Here is a 16,574-nt window from a genome sequence, read left to right as displayed (position 1 = left end):
TTAGCTTTATCTGGAAATAGAAGTCATATCACGACACTGTGTTCGAAAGAGTGCTGATCGCGAACCGAGAAGAGATCGCCGTTCGAATCATTCAGGCGTGTACGGACCTGGATATCGACGCGATAGCCGTCTACAGCGACGCCGACGAGGACGCCAAACACGTCCGCATGGCCGACGAGGCCTACCACATCGGCGGCTCGAAGGCGAAAGATAGCTATCTCAATCAGGACGCGCTGCTCGAGGCGGCGCGGGCGGCCGACGCCGACGCGATTCACCCGGGGTACGGGTTCCTCGCCGAGAACGAATCGTTCGCCGCGAACGTCGAGGAAAGCGAGTTCGCGTGGATCGGCCCGCCGAGCGACGTGATGGCCGATTTCGGCGAGAAGACGAAAGCCCGAAAGATCATGGAATCGGCGGACGTCCCCATCGTGCCCGGAACGACCGATCCGGTCACGTCCGCCGACGAAGTCGAGGCGTTCGCCGAGGAACACGGCTATCCCGTCGCGATCAAAGCCGACGGCGGCGGCGGCGGCCGCGGGCTTAAGATCGTCCACGAACCGTCCCAGATCGACTCGAAGCTCCAGGAAGCGATTCGCGAGGGCGACGCGTACTTCGACAACCCGAACGTCTACCTCGAGAAGTTCCTCGAGAGCCCGCGTCACATCGAAGTCCAGATCATCGGCGACGAACACGGAAACGTGCGCCACCTCGGCGAACGCGACTGCAGCATTCAGCGACGCCAGCAGAAACTCCTCGAGGAGTCGCCCTCACCGGTGCTAGACGACGACACGCGCGCCGAACTCTGGGAGGCCGCCTGCCGCGGGGCAGCGGCGGCCGACTACGTCAACGCCGGCACCGTCGAGTTCCTCTACGAGGGCGGCGAGTTCTACTTCATCGAAGTCAACGCGCGGATTCAGGTCGAACACGCGGTGACCGAGGAACTCACCGGGATCGATCTGGTCACGTGGCAGCTCCGGGTCGCCGCCGGCGAGGAACTCTCGTTCTCCCAAGACGAGGTCGACCCGCGCGGGGCCGCCATGGAGTTCCGCATCAACGCGGAGGACCCCGACAACGATTTCACGCCGTTGCCGGGGACGCTGTCGACGTACGAACCGCCGCGGGGCATCGGCGTTCGCGTCGACGACGGCGTCGACGAGGGCGACTCGATCGCCCCGTTTTACGACTCGATGTTCGCGAAACTGATCGTCACCGGACAGGACAGAGACGAGGTGCTCGCCCGCAGTAAACGCACGCTCGACGAGACGACGATCGAGGGCGTCCCGACGACGATCCCGTTCCACCGGCGGCTCCTCGAGGACGACGGGTTCATTTCGAACGAACACACGACGAAGTACGTGGAACGAGAACTGCTCGACGAGTGAGGATCAACGGGCGGCAGGGGAGTTCGTTTCGAGATCGGTGTTTCAACACCTCGATCAGGCGATTTGCGACAGCGGTGCGAGTTCGATGTCGTGTTCCTCGACCCGGTCGTGGATCGCCTCGAGGATCGCGACGGCATTGGGGTTGTCCCCGTGGATACAGATGCTCTCGGCGGGGATCGAGATCTCCTCGCCGTTTGCCGCCTCCACGACGCCGTCGGTGGCGATCGAGACGAACCGTTCGGCGACGAGTTCGGGATCGCGGTCGGCGAGTTCCTGTTCGACGATCAGGGAGCGGTCGGCCCGGTAATCCAGATCGACGTAGCCTTCGAACACCGCCCGAAGCCCGTCGATGTCCCGTGCGACCTCGTAGATGTTCATATCGGTCGCGAGGTAGATGAGATCGTCGTCGACCTCGAGCATGCCGTTCATGACCGCGCGGGCGTGCTCCGGGCTTTCCGAGAGCATCGAATACATCGCCCCGTGGGGCTTGACGTGCTGGACGGTCGCGCCGTGGCGGCGAGCGAACGCCGTGAGCGCGCCGAGTTGGTAGACGACGTAGTCGCGCACTTCTTCCGGCGTGGCGTCGATCTTGCGCCGCCCGAAGCCGGTCCGATCCGGCAGACCGGGATGGACACCGATGCCGACGTCGTGTTCGGCCGCCAACTCGACCGTTTCCCGCATTACGTGCGGATCGCCGGCGTGATACCCGCCGGCGACGTTCGCGGACGTGATGTAGGGCATGACCGCCTCGTCGTGGCCCATCGTCCAGTTGCCGAAGCTCTCGCCCATATCGCAGTTGATGTCGATCGCCGCCATGGGTGAGAGTCTAGCACAATCCAGCATATAGCTTACGTCGGTTCGTCCAACAGTCCCCGGAAACGTCAAATGTCGTCTCACGAAGGACGCAGAGACTAGCTCCTATCCGGTTGCATACCAGGAAACCTGTCTCGATTACAGTCGAATCGCGATCGGCCGACAGCGGACGGAACTCGCCGATCCGGCGGGTCGCTTCGACGCCGTTATTCGAGTTCGACGATCGCCTGATCGGCTTCGACTTCGGCCTCGTTCTCGACGAGGAACTCGCTGATCGTCCCCGAACTGTCGGCCTCGATGTCGTGGAAGTTCTTCATCACTTCGACGAGGCCGATCGTGTCGCCCGCTTCGACGGTGTCTCCCGGTTCGGCGAACGGCGGGTCGTCAGGATCGGGTTGTCGGTAGAAGATGCCCGGCATCGGTGACTTGATCGTGGTTTTCTCTGTCATATGTTGTGGATGTATCGGATTTAATCCCGAATCTATTCTTTGTTTTGGTTACTGTTCTGTCTGTTAGCGTATCGTTGACTCTAATTCTCACCCTCGATGTCCGCTCGGATCGCCTCGAGGCGCGCGTTCTGGTCTCTGCGCGCGTCGATCGCCTCGTCGACGTCGACTGACTCGAAAGAGACCGACTTGTGGGTCTGGCGCTGTGCGAGCAGCCCGCGGTCGGCGCTGATCACGGTCCCGACGGTCGCGTAGCCGCCGCCCGTGACCGCGTCCTGCATGAGGACGATCGGCTGCTGGGGCACCTGAATCGACCCGATGGGATAGCCGAGGTCCACGACGTTCGACGGATCGGTTCCCGCGCCGAAGGGTTGCTCGCGCTCCTCGAACTCGAGGTCCGGCCCCTCGAGCCGGTAGCCGACGCGGTCCGCTTCCGACGAGACTGTCCACTCGGACTCACAGAGCGTCTCCTTGGCCTCCTCGGTGAGCCGGTAGCTCGTCAGTCCGAGGACGATCCGAACGGTGTCCTCGTTCGCGTAGTCGGGCACGTCCTCGTCGTCGATCCGCGTGCCGACCAGTTCGCGCCGCTCGGCCGGTGCATCCCCGATCGGGAGCCGGTCGCCCTCCTCGAGACCGCGGCCTTCGTGACCGCCGATCCCGACGAGGGTGTACGTCGAGCGGCTGTCCATCACCTCGGGAACGTCGATGCCGCCGGCCACCGCGAGGTAGGCTCGCGCCCCCTCGGTCGCGAACGCCAACTCGAGTTCGTCGCCGGCGTCGACGGCGACGGTCTCCCACGTGTCGATCGGGTCGCCGTTGAGGCTGGGGGACATGTCGGCACCGGTGATCGCGATCACGGCGTCGTCTCGGAACGTCGCGGTGATGCCCTGATACGTCATTTCGACGGTCGCCGCGTCGGTGTCGTTCCCGACGAGATAGTTTGCGACCGTGTGGGCGTAGCGGTCCATCGCACCCGACGGCGGCATGCCGATGTGGTAGTGGCCGGTGCGACCGAGGTCTTGGACCGTACTCGCGATACCGCCCGCCTCGATTTCGATCATTCGACCACCTCCATGAGCCGCTCGTTGTACTCGGCCGGTGACTCGAAGAACTCCTCCGGTGAGAACCGGACTTCGCCGTAATTGTACTCGTAGGTGCCCGCTTTGACCTCCTCGCGGATCGCGTCGTACTCCTCGCGATCGATCCGTCTGTAGTTCAGGATGTCACCGGGGTTCGGGAACACCATCGAATCGCGGAAGTCGGGCAGCGTCTGCTCGGTGTCGAGCACTTCGATCGGAGTCCGCCCGTACAGCTGGTAGCCGCCGGCCCCCTGTACCGGATAGATGACCGAGAACGCGCCGCCGAAACCGACCGCGCGGCTCGGCGTGTCGGTCCGTGGCTCGACGTATTTGGGAACCTCCAACTGCTGGTTCCGCGGGACCATCTGGAAACACCACGGCAGCCCCGGCACGAACCCGACCATCGTGACCAGATGGGGCGCGCCGACGAAGGCGTCGATAAAGGATTCGACGCCGTCGAAGCCGTTGAGTTCCGCCGAGTACTCGAGGTCCGTCCCGTCGGGGTCTTGATGGCGTTCCCGGAACTCCATGAGCGTCTCGTGGGTCCACGGATCCTCGAACAGGACCGGCACGTCGATGATACGCGTCTCCCACTCGTAGTTCTCGAGGTCGATCTCGGACTCGATCTCTTTGAGCTCCGCGATCAGGTCGTCCGGGTGGATGATCTCCGGATCGATACGGAGCATGTAGGACGCGTTGGCCGGGCAGTTTTCGACGACGCCGTCGATGTCTCGCTCGGCGACCTGCTGGGTGATCGCCATCGCCTTGAAATTGGCAGTGAAGCTCATCTCCTCCGCGAGTTCGACGAACACGTGATCGTCCGCCCCGTACTCGTAGCGCGGTTCGGGAAGGTCGACGGGTGTGATCCGTTCGGTGGCCATGCCTTGTGATGACAATTCAGAGTTCAACTATGAATAGATATTGGTGCCTGATCAATATTACCACAGTATCCTGAACCAAATCCGACTAGGGTTCGAGATGGAGAACGAAGTGCGATATCACGACGGCGTCGCGCGTGTTCTCGAGAGCGCTACGCAGCGCCGTCGTCCCGTTCGGCAGAACCGTAGAGAAGGATCGAGATCGGATTCCAGCAGCTAGTGCGAACGCGATCGACTGCCCCGCGAGGAGGGTTACTCGTCCGAGTCGTCCTCGAGAGACAATTCGGAAAGAGAGCCGTCGACGGCGGAGAACGCCGTACTGCCACAGCGACAGCCGTCTCGGCGGCCGATCGGGCGAAGCTTGTCGTCGGACAACTCGAGTGCCGCGTAGAGTGCGCCACACTGCTCGCAGGCGGCGATCGTTCGTCGATTGGCATCGGATTCGTCCATCGTCGCAGTATCTCGTCGTCAAAGCGGGCACAAATAGCCGCTGTGAGGATGCGAGTGATAGCACGCTCGTTGCTACGGGCGTAACAACACCGGCTGGTGTCCAGGAGCGGAGGTCCGAGCGAGCGGATGGGCCGGACTGATCGGGCGAGCCACGCGAGCGCCGGCCGGCCGCTTTTCCGACGGCTGGTGATAGCTCCGGCTATGAGCGACGACGGACCGAGCCGCGACCGCGTCCAGGATCGTGCCGAACAACGCAAGGCGGAGCGGGCCGACCACACCGAGTCCATCCTCGAGGATGTCGAGCGCCACCTCGGCGAGATGGAGTATCCGATCACCAGCGAGGAGATCGCCTCGGAGTACGGCAACGAGCCGATCGACATGCCCAACGAGACGGAGTCGCTGGGGAGCGTTTTCGACCGGCTGGCGGGCGAGCAGTACGATTCGCCCGAAGAGGTCCGCGAGGCCGTCTACGGCGAGATCACCGGCGAGGCCGGCAGTCCCAACGAGGCCAACGCCGAACGCGACCTCGACGAACTGGACGACGAGACCCAGGGCTCGCTCAGCGAGAGCGGCGGCGGCACGTACTGAGCCGACGGCCGCCGCCCACTGCACGCCGACGGCGCTCGTATCCGTTCCGTTCGGCACGCCGTCGGGCGGATCGTGATAGCAGAACGGATTTACGTTCGCGTCACCTGTTCTCGCGTATGGATTACGAATCGAGTCTCGACCGAGCGATGGAGGATGTCCCCGATATCGGGGGCGACGAACAGCGGCTACAGATTCCCGACCCGGAGCCACAGAAAGACGGCGCGTTCACGCGAGTAACCAACCTCGACGAGATCGCCGACGTGCTCTCCCGGGACACCGAGCACCTCCACCGGTTCATCCAGCGCGAACTGGGGACCAGCGGCAAGCTCGAGAACGGCCGCGGCCGGTACAACGGGACCTTCTCGCAGACGGACCTCGACGCGGCGATCGACGCCTACGTCGACGAGTACGTCCTCTGTTCGGAGTGTGGCCTGCCGGACACCCGTCTCGTCCGCGAGGACCGCACCCCAATGTTGCGCTGTGATGCCTGCGGTGCGTTCCGCCCCGTCACCAAGCGCTCGACCAGCAGCCAGCAGCAACAACAGCAAGACGCCGTCGAAGAGGGCCAGACCTACACGGTCGAAATCACCGGCACCGGCCGCAAGGGCGACGGTGTCGCGGAGAAGGGCAGTTACACGATCTTCGTCCCCGGTGCGGACGAGGGCGACGTCGTCGACATCTACATCAAGAACATCTCGGGCAATCTCGCGTTCGCCCGCCTCGACTGAGACGGGTTGCTGTACCGATTTCCCGGCACAACCCCGATCGCTCTGGGGTTGCGCCGGCAATGACGTACAGGAGACCGTCTGAGATCCGCGGTTCGATTCGTTTTATTTTCGACGGCGACTCGAGCGTGCCGCGACGAACACGTCAGCACACCGAGTCGGGTACCGCGGCCGGGAGACAGACGATTTTCTCGCGACCGATCCGGTAGCGTTCGACGACGTCGCGCCCCTCGAGATCGGAGAGCAGCCGGCTGAGCGTCGCACGCGACCAGCCGTAGCGGTCGATGAAGCGCTGCTGTTTGATCCGGCCGCCGTGTTCGACGAGCACCGCGCGGACGTACTCTGCGGGCGTGAGGCCGTACTCGAGGATCTCGGCCCTGCTCGTGGGTCCGTCGTCCGGATCGACGGCCCCGTTCGCGATCGACGACCCGCCGTCCGATTCGTCGTCCGTCGGTCCACCGTCAGCCGCTCCCGCGTCCGAATCCTCGCCTGGCGCCTCGCCGGTTGCGGTTCGGCTCGTGTCCTCGAGCCGCCCCGCCCACGCCTCGCGTCGCTGCCTAGATCGGTTCGCAGTACTCTCGTCGCGTCGAATCGCACTCGCGGAGCCGACCGCGTCGGCGCAGGCTCGAATCGCCCGTCCGACGGCGGTCACGTGTCGGGAACCGATCGGCGCGTGTCGTCGAATCATCGTACTCGTGGCTGGCGACCGTGTCCGAAAAGGGGTATGCACAAAACCGTCCAAACAACCCCGCCACCGTGAGACCGCGAAATTAAAGTAGATTTGTGCTAGTCACACTGTCGTGGGAGTATCGTTCGATCTCTTCGGGACGCTGGTGACCGCCGACCGCCCGGACGACCCGGCTGCAGCCGTCGCGGCCGAACTCGCAAAGCGAGACGTCACGGTGCCGGACGACTGGGCCGCGGCCTACGCCGAGCCCCACGTCGACGCGCCCGACGGCGCGGAAGTGCCGCTTCCGGCTCACGTCTCCCGCGCCCTCGCGAGCCGCGGCGTCGACTACGACCGAAACGCGGCCAGACGGGCGGTCGTGGCGGCGTTCGATCCGGCCGTCGAGACCAGAGACGGCGCGCTCGAGGCGGTCGCCGCCGCTCGAGAGCAGGGACCAGTTGCAATCTGTTCGAACTGCAGCGTCCCGGAACTCGTCGGTCGCACCCTCGTCAGGTCGGCCTTCGAGCGCGACGATTTCGACGCGATTGTCACGAGCGTCGGCTGCGGCTGGCGCAAACCCGCGCCGGAAATCTTCGAACTGACCGCCGACGAACTCGGCGTTCCGCTCGCCGATCTCGTCCACGTCGGCGACGATCCGCACGCCGACGGGGGTATCGAGGCCGTCGGCGGCACGGCGCTGCTACTCGAGGACGCCTCGCTCGCGGACGTGCCGGCGCGACTGGCGACCGGCGAACGACAGCAGTCATGACCGCGCGGCTCCATTCCGAGAATAGCATGGAGGCGAGGACGACGTGCTGACGACGCTTTCGGTCATCGGCCTCGCGTTCAGTCTCGATCTGCTGCTCGGCGAGCCGCCGACCGCCGCCCATCCCGTCGCGTGGTTCGGCCGCCTCGTCGGGGCCGTGGATCGGACGTGGAGCGACGACGAGCGCCGCCAGCGACTGGTCGGCGGTGCGATCGCTGCCGTCGCTCCGCTCGTTCCGGCCGCCGTCGCCGGCGGGGTCGTCCTCGCGGCGGGGCTCGTCCACCCGATGGGCGGCGGCATCGCCGCCGCGCTCGTACTCTTCCTGACGACCAGCCTGCGCTCGTTGCTCGAGCTCACCGAAGACGTCGTCGGAGCGACCGCAGACGAAGCCGATCTCGAGCACGCTCGTGAGCGGGTCCGCGGGTTGGTCGGCCGGGACACGTCGACGCTCTCGGCCGGCGAGCTTCGCAGCGCGGCCGTCGAGAGCGCGGCCGAGAACCTCGCAGACGGGCTGATCGCGACACTGCTGCCGTTCGCGGTGCTCGCACCGATCTCGCTGCCGGCCGCCGCGGCGGTCGCCGCGTGGGTCAAGGGCGTCAACACGCTCGACTCGATGCTGGGCTACCCCTCGAAACCGATCGGCACCGCGAGCGCGCGGCTGGACGACCTCGTGATGTACCTGCCCGCCAGAATCGCCGCCGTCTCGATCGCGGTCGCCGCGGCCGACCCGCTCGCGCTCGCTCGCGCCCGGCAGTGGGCGCGGGTGCCGCCGTCGCCCAACTCCGGCTGGCCGATGGCGACGCTCGCCTGCGCGCTCTCGGTCCGCCTCGAGAAGGCGGGCGTCTACGTCCTCAATCCCGACGCCGACCTCCCGACGCTGGCGGAGGGAGAGCGGGCCGTCACCGCGGTCGGCCGAGCGGCCGTCGTCTCGATCGCTGGTTCGATCGGGCTGGCGATCGCCGTTGCCGGGGTGGTGTCCCCGTGACCGCGATCGGGCGCTGGATCGGGGCCGTCCGCGGCGCGCTTGGCTTCCTGACGCGCCTGCCGGTCGGGTTCCGCGACGGCGACTGGGAGGCCTTTCGGACGACGCCGGCGGCGTTTCCGATCGTCGGCCTCGTCGCGGGCGCGCTGGCGGCGGTGCCGCTGCTCGCAGCCGAGACGCTCGCAGCGCCGACCGTCGCGCTCGGATATCTGCTGTCGGTGTACGCCGTCACGGGAATTCACCACCTCGACGGGGTCGCGGATCTGGGCGACGCGCTGGTCGTCCACGGTGACGTAGCGCGCCGCCGCGAGGTGCTCAAGGACACGACCACCGGCGTCGGCGCGCTGCTGGCGGTCTCGCTCACCGTCGCTGGACTGGCGCTCGGGGGGCTCGGACTGGCCGGCCTCCCCGTCGGAACGGCGGTCGGCGTCGCGGTCGGAGCCGAAATCGGGACGAAATTCGGAATGGGGCTGATGGCCAGCTACGGACGGGCGGCGTACGACGGCATGGGGAAACAGTTCACCGACGGAGCAAGCAGCGGCTCGTTTTTCGTCCCGATGGTCGTCGTGCTTGCCGCGGCGACGCTCGTGTGGCCCCATCCCGGCGCAATCGCACTCTGCGGAGCGATCGCCGGTATCGGCCTCCCGTGGTACTGGGCGAACCGGTATCTCGGGGGTCTCAACGGGGACATCTTCGGTGCCGCGAACGAGATCGGCCGCGTCGCCGGCATCCATCTGGGGGTGATCGCGTGGACGCTGTTGTGATGTGTGGCGGCGAGGGGACCCGCCTCGAGAGCCCCCGCGAAAAGCCGCTGCACACGATCGCCGGGACGGCCATGGTCGATCGCGTGCTGGCGGCCCTGCGAGAGAGCGCGATCGAGACGGTTTACGCCGCCGTTTCGCCGAACGCGCCGGAGACGCGATCACATCTCGAGGCGACCGACGGCGTCGCGACGATCGAAACGGCCGGCGAGGGCTACGTGACCGATCTGCTGAGCGTCCTCGACGATCCCCGAATCTCGCCGCCGGTGCTGACCGTCGCCGCGGACCTGCCGCTGCTCGAGGGCCCCGTCGTCGACCGAATACTCGTAGCCCACGGCAATCAGAGCGCCTCGCGGACCGTCTGTGTCCCGGTGGCTCTCAAGCGGCGACTCGGGGTCAGTATCGACACGCGACTCGAGACCGCCGACCACCTCGCGCCGACCGGGGTCAACGTTGTCGGCACGACAGACGACCCAACGACTATGACCGACGTGTACTACGACTCGCGACTGGCGACGAACGTGAACCGACTGGAAGACGCCCGTCTCGCGGCCGGACTGCTGCGGGACCGAGACGAGGACGGGGAGGGCCGCTGAAATGCGGCTGCTCCTCCCCGCCGGAACGACCGAGACGGCCCTGATCGACGGCATCAGCGCCGCCGGGGCCGCTCCCGAACTGATGGAACACACGCCCTCCGCGGACGTCGAGATCCTCGAGTACGGGGAGCCGGTCATGTCGCCGGTGACGCCGGTGAGCCCGAACGGGTGTCCGACGCCCGCAGCCGTGACCCGCGCAGTGCGGGAGGTCGTCGACTTCGACGTGTCCGTGATCGATGCGGGGCTCACCCGGTCGACGGCCGCGCCGACGGTCGACCTCGGCGGGACCCCCGGCACCGATATCCGCGACGAAGCGGCCGTGCCGGACGCGAACGCCGCCTTCGACCGCGCCCACGACTACGGGGCGAGCCTCCCGGACGACCGGCTCATGATCGGCGAGACGGTCCCCGGCGGGACGACGACCGCCCTCGGCGTCCTCACCGCGCTCGGCGAATCCGCCGGCGTCTCCTCGTCGCTGCCGACGAACCCGCTTGAGCGCAAACGGCGGGTCGTCGACGAGGCGCTGGCCGCGAGCGGCCTCGAGCCGGGCGACTGCGAGGGCCGACCGCTCGAGGCGATCGAAGCCGTCGGCGATCCCGTCCAGCCGACGGTGGCCGGGATCGCGGCCGGCGCGCTCGAGTCCGGGACTGACGTGACACTCGCGGGCGGGACCCAGATGGTCGCCGTCGCCGCCGCCCTGCGCCACGCCGGGATCGACGCGCCGCTGTCGATCGCGACCACCTCGTTCGTGGCCGACGAGCAGGGCGAGCGGCTCCCCGAGGCCTGCGAGCGGTTCGACTGCGACCTCACCGTCACCGACCCCGGCTTCGACGAGCGCGAGCACGTCGCGATGGCCCGCTACTGCGCCGGCGAGGCAAAGGAGGGCGTCGGCATGGGCGGCGCGCTCTCGCTCGTCCCCGACGGCGAGATGGACGCAGTCAGGGACCGGCTCGAGGCGGTCTGTGCTCGTCTCGGAATCGACGGCGGTGAGGACGATGCCGACGACGAACCGAACGCCGAGCGTAGCGCTGGCGACGGCGCGCCGGAGGGCCACCGTGGACCCTGACTCGATCCACACCGGAACGCGGGTTCCCCACGGTGGCGAGTCCGACCGCGACCTGCTGGACTTCTCCGCCAACACCAACCCCCGAACCCCCGACGGCGTCGGGGACGCGTATACGGCCGCACTCGAGGAGTCCCGGCGTTACCCCGACGACGACTACCCCGACTACCGGGCCGCAGCGGCCGAGTTCGTCGGCTGCGATCCGGCGCGGGTGATCCCCACGCCCGGCGGACTCGCCGCGATTCGCCTCGCGATGGAAGCCGCGCTCGAGCCGGGCGACGAGGCGCTCGTTCCGTACCCGAGCTTCGGCGAGTACGCCCGCGAAGTCGAGCTCCAGGGAGCCGAGCCGCGGTTCGTACGCTACGACGATCTGTTCGAAATGGGTTCCGCCGTGCTCGAGGCGTGTGCCCTCGCTGTCGTCTGCACGCCGAACAATCCGACCGGCGACGCGGTCGAGCCGGACGCGCTCGAGGCGTTCGCGACCCGGTGTGCCGACGCCGACACGACGCTGCTCGTCGACGAGGCGTTTCTCGGCTTTACCGACCGCCCGTCCGCGGCCGAACTCGAGCGCGAGAACGTCGTCGTCGCGCGCTCGCTCACCAAACTGTTCGGCCTGCCCGGGCTCCGGGCCGGCTTCGCCGTCGCGGCCGGCGAGCGACGGGACGCGCTCGCGACGGCGCGGCGCGCGTGGTCGCTCGGGACGCCCGCGGCGCGGGTCGGTGCTCACTGTCTGCGACGGGAGGAGTTCGTTCGCGACACGCGCGCTCGCGTCGCGCTCGAGCGCAAGCGGATGCGCGATGCGCTCGCGGAACGATTCGACGTCCACGAATCGGACGCCCCGTATCTCCTCTGTGACGTCGGCGACCGCGACGTGGCGACGGTGATCGATGACGCGCGAGCGGCCGGCGTCGCGATCCGCGACGCGACGACCTTCCGGGCGCTCGACTCACACGTCCGGGTCGCGGTCAAGGACCGCGAGGCGAACGACCGGCTGCTCGCGGCGCTCGGCGTTCGCGACCGCGAGGACACCGACCGCGGGTCCGAGTGATGACCGACGCGGACACCGATCGGGACCCGGAGTTCGATGCGGTCCGACGGGACGGCGTGCTCCGAATTCGCCGGCCGAACGCGGAATGGCTCTCGACCGGCTGGAACGGCGGCCGCCGCGTGGCGGACCACGCGTACAACATCTCGGTTCCCGAGGGCTGGGACCGAACGGATCTCGAGGCCTACGTCGACGACCGACTCGAGCGAGCGGGGTTCGAGACGCCCGCTTCGGAGACGGACGGACCGGCGCTGCTGACCGGCGTCGATGTCGCCGACGCGCGCGGCGCTCGCCGCGGTCCCGTGACGGCCTACGCGACCGCCGGGATGTCGAACCCCGCCGCGCTCCCCGTGGAACCGGCTCCTGCAGAGTCGGACGGAGATGGGATCGAAGCCGGCGAGTCCGAACTCGAGCCGGGCCGAGGAACGGTCAACGTCGTCGTGGGGACGACGCGAGCGCTCGCGCCGGGAGCGCTGGCGAACCTGATCGCGGTCGCCGCGGAGGCGAAGGCGGCGACGCTCCTCGCCGAAACCGAGTTTCCGGGCACGACCACCGACGCGGTCGTCGTCGGCCACGATCCGGACGGATCGCAGGCGGCGTTCTCGGGGAGCGGCACCGAAGTCGGTGCGGCAACGCGAGCCTGTGTGCGAGACGCCGTCCGGGCGTCGCTTCGCGCCCACTACGCGGCCGCCGACGCCGAACTCCCGGCGTCGGTCGCCGACGCGACCTACGGGGTTTCGACAGCCGAGCGCGCCGACGTGTTTCGGCCGGCGCTCGAGGACGGCTCCGCCGAACCCGACAGTTAACCCGCCGCGACGCCAACCCTCGACCGATGGCCGAGGACGACGATTCGCCAGCCGAACCCGACGACCCGTCAGCGATTCGCTCGATCGCGCTGTCGCCGGCCGACGCCGTCGACGCCTTCGTCTACGGCCGAGAGAACCCCGGCGACGCCGTCCTCCGAGTAACGCCGCCGTTTCACGGCCGGATGCGAGCCCGGATCCACGTCTACCGCGTCGACGACACCGAACTGACCGGCGCGGTCCACCTCTCGCCGGCCGAGATCATCGCGGACGACATCGTCGAGGACTATCCCGACCTCGAGTCGGCGCTTGCCGACGCGGATGCGGACGACCCGGACGAGACCGACCGCGTCCGCGAACGCCACGTCGAGGCCGTCGAGGAGTGGCGAGCGCGGGCCCGCGAGGCGATCGTCGACTCGGTCGCGCTCGAGACCGACGGCGGGCCACATCGCGTCGAACTCAAACCGCTCGGATAACGGCGGGCGACTGACCCAACTCCTTGCAATCGGCCGCGTCGAGCCGATCGGCGGCGCTTCTCGGGGACTCCACTCCGTCCCGTACTTTCACTTTCACTCCGGACGGGTCGGTTTGACGTACTATCAGTCTAACTGAGAGGTATGCAACTGGCAGTCGAGGGGACCGACGAACGACGCGACCGCGATGAGGGGAGCAACCGACACGCGCCTCGATCGACCGGCGACCGTGACGACCGACCGCAGCGAGAGCGCCGACGGATCGATGTCTCCGACCTGCACGCGGCGGGGATCGACGAGTTCGTGCGCTCGAACGTCGACACCGACGCCGTCTCGCTCGAGCACCGCGGCGGCCGAACGTACCTGCTGCTCGAGGACTGAGCGGCCGTATCAGCATCGGCCATCTCGCTATCGTCTCAGTCTGCAACGAGGTGACCGCCGTTCCGAGGCCTCGTAGGGCGGAATCGATACTGGTCCCCGTAGCGTTTTGCGTCGGTCCGTGGGACCGACACGCATGACTGGTCCGCGAGCGGGTGACCGAGACCGATCGCCCGAGACCGCGACGCGGCGGCGAGTACTCGCGGTCGCGGGGACTGCGGGTCTCACCGGCGTGCTCGGATCGAACGCAGGCGCGATCGAGACTCGAGACGGCGACGCTCGAGTCGCACAGGCTGACGCCGGCGGGGACGCCCCCGTCGCGGAACGTCCGCTGTTCGACGCGCACACGCATCTGATCCCCCACGAGACGCTCGGCAGGGAGCCGCTGTCCGCCGACGGACTGCTCTCCTGGATGGACGAGCACGGGATCGATCGCGCCGTCGTCCACGCGCTCGATTCGCCGGAGAGCTACCCCGTACAGGCTCCGAGCTGGTGGGTTCTCGAGCAGGTCGCGGCCGCTTCCGACCGCTTGATCCCGTTCTGTTCGGTCGATCCACGGACCGTGGTCTACGGGGAGGAGACCGTCAGCAATCTGCTCGAGGGGTATATCGAACGCGGCGCTCGCGGCTTCGGCGAACTCAAGCCGGGCCTGCCGATCGACGACCGACGGCTCGAGACGATCTACGAACGCTGTGCCGAGTACGACCTCCCCGTCCTGTGCCATCTGGACAACAAGGCGCTGTTGGACGAGGTCGGCCTCCCGGGGTTCGAAGACGCGCTCGCGTCCTACCCCGGCGTCGATTTCATCGCACACGCGCACTTCTGGTGGGCCCACATCTCGGCGGACGTGACGGTCGCCGACCGGGGTCGCTACCCCGACGGTTCGGTCGAACCCGGCGGACGGGTCCCCGAACTGCTCGGGGCGTACGACAACGTCTACGGCGACCTCTCGGCCGGCTCGGGCTGGAACGCGCTCACTCGCGATCCGGCGTACGGACAGACGTTCCTCGAGACCCACTACGAGCGACTGGTCTGGGGGACGGACTACCTCGCTCCCGGGCAGATGGTTCCGCAGACGACGATGTTCGAGCGGTTCGATCTCGACATCGAGGCGTGGACGGCTATTCGAGCGCGGAACCTAGAGCGAATCCTCCGAGACGGTCAGCCCGGGTGAACGTCGTGCGACGTACGTTCGATTCGATCGCCACACACCGAGACGAGAATGATTAGAACCGCTGCAATCGGATCTCGTCGCCGGTGATCTCGTCGATGTAGTCCTCGTCGAGCTGGTAGGTTTCCGTGCCGCCGGCGACGTCTCGGTCCCGACGCAGCCGCGATTTGATCGAGTCCGTCATCTCCGGTCCGGGTTCGACGTACGCGACGCCCGCGTCGACGTCTCGGACGACGCCGACCGCTCTCCCGTTCGTGTTGACGATTCGCTTCCCTTCGTCGTCGACCGTCAAGTTGGCGCACATGGTTTCCCGTTGGCCGAGCAGCGGGGTATACGTTGGACCGACATGTGCGTGGGTGCGTCGGACCGGCGGTCGATTGGATGGAGCGAAACCGCTCGCCTCGAGCGAGCCGTTCGATCCGGATCGGGTCGCGATCGAATCGGTACCACTAATCCGCCGGAACCGAGACCGCCGACAATGAAACTCGCGCGGATCGCGACGGACGACGGACCGGTCACCGGACGGTACGAGGGCGGCGTCGTGCACACGGACGACGGCGTCTACGAGGTCGAATCGGACGCGGACTTGCTGCCGCCCTGCGAGCCCTCGGCGCTGTACTGCGTCGGGCGCAACTTCGCCGAGACTCTCGACCAGATGGAGTACGAACGACCCGACGAACCCGATTTCTTCATTAAACCGCCCGCGTCACTCGTCGGCCACGAGGACCCGGTTCCCTACCCCGGCTTCAGCGACGAAGTGACCTACGCCGGCGAACTCGCAGCCGTCATCGACGAACCCTGCCGAAACGTTTCGGAATCCGAGGTGCCGGAAATCGTCCGCGGCTACACGATCCTGAACGATATGGACGCGCTCGATCAGGGCGGCCGCACGGCCCGCAAGGCGTTCGACGCCTCCGGCCCGCTCGGTCCATGGATCGAAACCGCCGTCGACCCGACCGACATCGACATGTACACCGACGTAGCCGGCGAGCGCCGCCAAGAAGCGAACACCGAACTGATGCTGTTCGATCCCGCCGAGATCATTTCCTTTCTCTCCCGCCGATTCACCTTCCGCCCCGGCGACGTGATCTCCTTCGGCAGCCCCGCCAACCCCGGTCTCGTCGAGCCCGGTGACACCGTCGAAATCACCTACGAGGGCGTCGGCACGCTCCGCAACACGGTCGTCGACTCGAGTGAGCGGGAGAATTTGCCGCTCGAAGCCGACACGGTTCGCACGTAAAACTGACCGAACTGGGACGGAGAACAGCATCCCGACCGAGCCACCGCCGGGTGGGACTGAAAGGGGCTGCCGCTCTCGAGGAGGGTTCGCGACGCAAGCACTGGACTGAGGGAGCGAACGTGTGAGCGAGCGAGGGAAGGGCGCAGCGAGCGACACGACTCGAGAGCGGCAGGGGCTTTCGAAATGGTTGTCGAGACCGCCTCGTGAACAGCGCCAGTACTTGAGGAGACGGGTAGAAAGGCACTTCACGGTGACCACCTACCGACGA

The 16,574-nt window shown here is 67.3% G+C and carries 21 protein-coding genes; 14 read left to right on the top strand and 7 right to left on the bottom strand.

Going from position 1 to position 16,574, the window contains the following annotated elements; translation table 11 throughout:
• Positions 1–38: 38 nt before the first annotated feature.
• Entirely contained in the window at positions 39–1,382 is a 1,344-nt protein-coding gene (locus FEJ81_RS05760; RefSeq protein ID WP_138244381.1) for an acetyl-CoA carboxylase biotin carboxylase subunit, read from the top strand.
• Positions 1,383–1,436: 54 nt separating this feature from the next.
• On the opposite strand, the gene FEJ81_RS05755 is transcribed toward FEJ81_RS05760, so the two are convergent.
• From FEJ81_RS05755 to FEJ81_RS05735, 5 genes are all read right to left on the bottom strand, one after another.
• Entirely contained in the window at positions 1,437–2,198 is a 762-nt protein-coding gene (locus tag FEJ81_RS05755) for a LamB/YcsF family protein (RefSeq protein ID WP_138244380.1), read from the bottom strand.
• A 203-nt stretch (positions 2,199–2,401) separates the two neighbouring features.
• Positions 2,402–2,644 (bottom strand): acetyl-CoA carboxylase, encoded by a 243-nt coding sequence (locus FEJ81_RS05750; protein WP_138244379.1) that lies wholly within the window; start codon positions 2,642–2,644, stop codon positions 2,402–2,404.
• 80 nt (positions 2,645–2,724) lie between these two features.
• On the bottom strand, positions 2,725–3,702 hold the full coding sequence (locus tag FEJ81_RS05745; RefSeq protein ID WP_138244378.1) for a 5-oxoprolinase subunit C family protein: 978 nt from the start codon (positions 3,700–3,702) through the stop codon (positions 2,725–2,727).
• Positions 3,699–4,601: a 5-oxoprolinase subunit B family protein gene (locus FEJ81_RS05740; RefSeq protein WP_138244377.1), complete on the bottom strand. Its 903-nt coding sequence runs from the start codon at positions 4,599–4,601 to the stop codon at positions 3,699–3,701. The genes FEJ81_RS05745 and FEJ81_RS05740 overlap by 4 nt, the downstream gene beginning before the upstream one ends.
• A gap of 249 nt (positions 4,602–4,850) precedes the next feature.
• The gene (locus FEJ81_RS05735) at positions 4,851–5,048 is read right to left on the bottom strand and encodes a hypothetical protein (RefSeq protein ID WP_138244376.1); all 198 of its coding nucleotides are present in this window, start codon (positions 5,046–5,048) and stop codon (positions 4,851–4,853) included.
• Between the two features lie 201 nt (positions 5,049–5,249).
• Here FEJ81_RS05735 and FEJ81_RS05730 point away from each other — a divergent pair, with 201 nt between their 5' ends.
• Together FEJ81_RS05730 and FEJ81_RS05725 are read left to right on the top strand one after the other, a co-directional pair.
• On the top strand, positions 5,250–5,636 hold the full coding sequence (locus FEJ81_RS05730) for a DUF5789 family protein (RefSeq protein WP_138244375.1): 387 nt from the start codon (positions 5,250–5,252) through the stop codon (positions 5,634–5,636).
• Positions 5,637–5,752: 116 nt separating this feature from the next.
• Positions 5,753–6,364, top strand: coding sequence for a translation initiation factor IF-2 subunit beta (locus FEJ81_RS05725; protein WP_006431209.1), 612 nt, complete (start codon positions 5,753–5,755; stop codon positions 6,362–6,364).
• A gap of 142 nt (positions 6,365–6,506) precedes the next feature.
• On the opposite strand, the gene FEJ81_RS05720 is transcribed toward FEJ81_RS05725, so the two are convergent.
• Positions 6,507–7,049, bottom strand: a complete 543-nt coding sequence (locus tag FEJ81_RS05720) for a helix-turn-helix transcriptional regulator (protein ID WP_138244374.1) — start codon at positions 7,047–7,049, stop codon at positions 6,507–6,509.
• Between the two features lie 112 nt (positions 7,050–7,161).
• Between FEJ81_RS05720 and FEJ81_RS05715 the strand changes: the two genes are divergently transcribed.
• From FEJ81_RS05715 to FEJ81_RS05670, 10 genes are all read left to right on the top strand, one after another.
• Positions 7,162–7,797 carry an HAD family hydrolase gene (locus FEJ81_RS05715; RefSeq protein WP_138244373.1) on the top strand — a complete coding sequence of 212 codons (636 nt, stop codon included), beginning with the start codon at positions 7,162–7,164 and terminating at the stop codon, positions 7,795–7,797.
• Positions 7,798–7,840: 43 nt separating this feature from the next.
• Positions 7,841–8,779: an adenosylcobinamide-phosphate synthase CbiB gene (gene cbiB / locus FEJ81_RS05710; RefSeq protein WP_138244372.1), complete on the top strand. Its 939-nt coding sequence runs from the start codon at positions 7,841–7,843 to the stop codon at positions 8,777–8,779.
• Positions 8,776–9,540: an adenosylcobinamide-GDP ribazoletransferase gene (gene cobS, locus FEJ81_RS05705; protein WP_138244371.1), complete on the top strand. Its 765-nt coding sequence runs from the start codon at positions 8,776–8,778 to the stop codon at positions 9,538–9,540. The genes cbiB and cobS overlap by 4 nt, the downstream gene beginning before the upstream one ends.
• Complete coding sequence (locus FEJ81_RS05700) at positions 9,540–10,133, top strand: NTP transferase domain-containing protein (protein WP_138246721.1); 594 nt, start codon at positions 9,540–9,542, stop codon at positions 10,131–10,133. Before cobS ends, FEJ81_RS05700 begins: the two co-directional genes overlap by 1 nt.
• A 1-nt stretch (position 10,134) precedes the next feature.
• Positions 10,135–11,199: a nicotinate mononucleotide-dependent phosphoribosyltransferase CobT gene (gene cobT, locus FEJ81_RS05695; protein ID WP_138244370.1), complete on the top strand. Its 1,065-nt coding sequence runs from the start codon at positions 10,135–10,137 to the stop codon at positions 11,197–11,199.
• Complete coding sequence (locus FEJ81_RS05690; protein ID WP_138244369.1) at positions 11,189–12,244, top strand: pyridoxal phosphate-dependent aminotransferase; 1,056 nt, start codon at positions 11,189–11,191, stop codon at positions 12,242–12,244. Before cobT ends, FEJ81_RS05690 begins: the two co-directional genes overlap by 11 nt.
• The gene (locus FEJ81_RS05685) at positions 12,244–13,047 is read left to right on the top strand and encodes an adenosylcobinamide amidohydrolase (RefSeq protein WP_138244368.1); all 804 of its coding nucleotides are present in this window, start codon (positions 12,244–12,246) and stop codon (positions 13,045–13,047) included. Before FEJ81_RS05690 ends, FEJ81_RS05685 begins: the two co-directional genes overlap by 1 nt.
• A 26-nt stretch (positions 13,048–13,073) precedes the next feature.
• The gene (locus FEJ81_RS05680; protein WP_138244367.1) at positions 13,074–13,520 is read left to right on the top strand and encodes a hypothetical protein; all 447 of its coding nucleotides are present in this window, start codon (positions 13,074–13,076) and stop codon (positions 13,518–13,520) included.
• 141 nt (positions 13,521–13,661) lie between these two features.
• Positions 13,662–13,898, top strand: a complete 237-nt coding sequence (locus FEJ81_RS05675) for a hypothetical protein (RefSeq protein WP_138244366.1) — start codon at positions 13,662–13,664, stop codon at positions 13,896–13,898.
• A 133-nt stretch (positions 13,899–14,031) separates the two neighbouring features.
• Complete coding sequence (locus tag FEJ81_RS05670; protein ID WP_138244365.1) at positions 14,032–15,069, top strand: amidohydrolase family protein; 1,038 nt, start codon at positions 14,032–14,034, stop codon at positions 15,067–15,069.
• Positions 15,070–15,121: 52 nt separating this feature from the next.
• Here the strand turns inward: FEJ81_RS05670 and FEJ81_RS05665 are convergent, their stop codons facing one another.
• Positions 15,122–15,370, bottom strand: coding sequence for a hypothetical protein (locus tag FEJ81_RS05665; RefSeq protein WP_138244364.1), 249 nt, complete (start codon positions 15,368–15,370; stop codon positions 15,122–15,124).
• Positions 15,371–15,544: 174 nt separating this feature from the next.
• Here FEJ81_RS05665 and FEJ81_RS05660 point away from each other — a divergent pair, with 174 nt between their 5' ends.
• Positions 15,545–16,306 carry a fumarylacetoacetate hydrolase family protein gene (locus FEJ81_RS05660; protein WP_138244363.1) on the top strand — a complete coding sequence of 254 codons (762 nt, stop codon included), beginning with the start codon at positions 15,545–15,547 and terminating at the stop codon, positions 16,304–16,306.
• The last annotated feature ends 268 nt before the right edge of the window (positions 16,307–16,574 follow it).

The sequence above is a fragment of the Natrinema versiforme genome (assembly GCF_005576615.1).
GTDB lineage: Archaea > Halobacteriota > Halobacteria > Halobacteriales > Natrialbaceae > Natrinema > Natrinema versiforme_A.
Note: the sequence above shows the minus strand (reverse complement) of the source record. Positions and strands in the feature narration are given on the sequence as shown.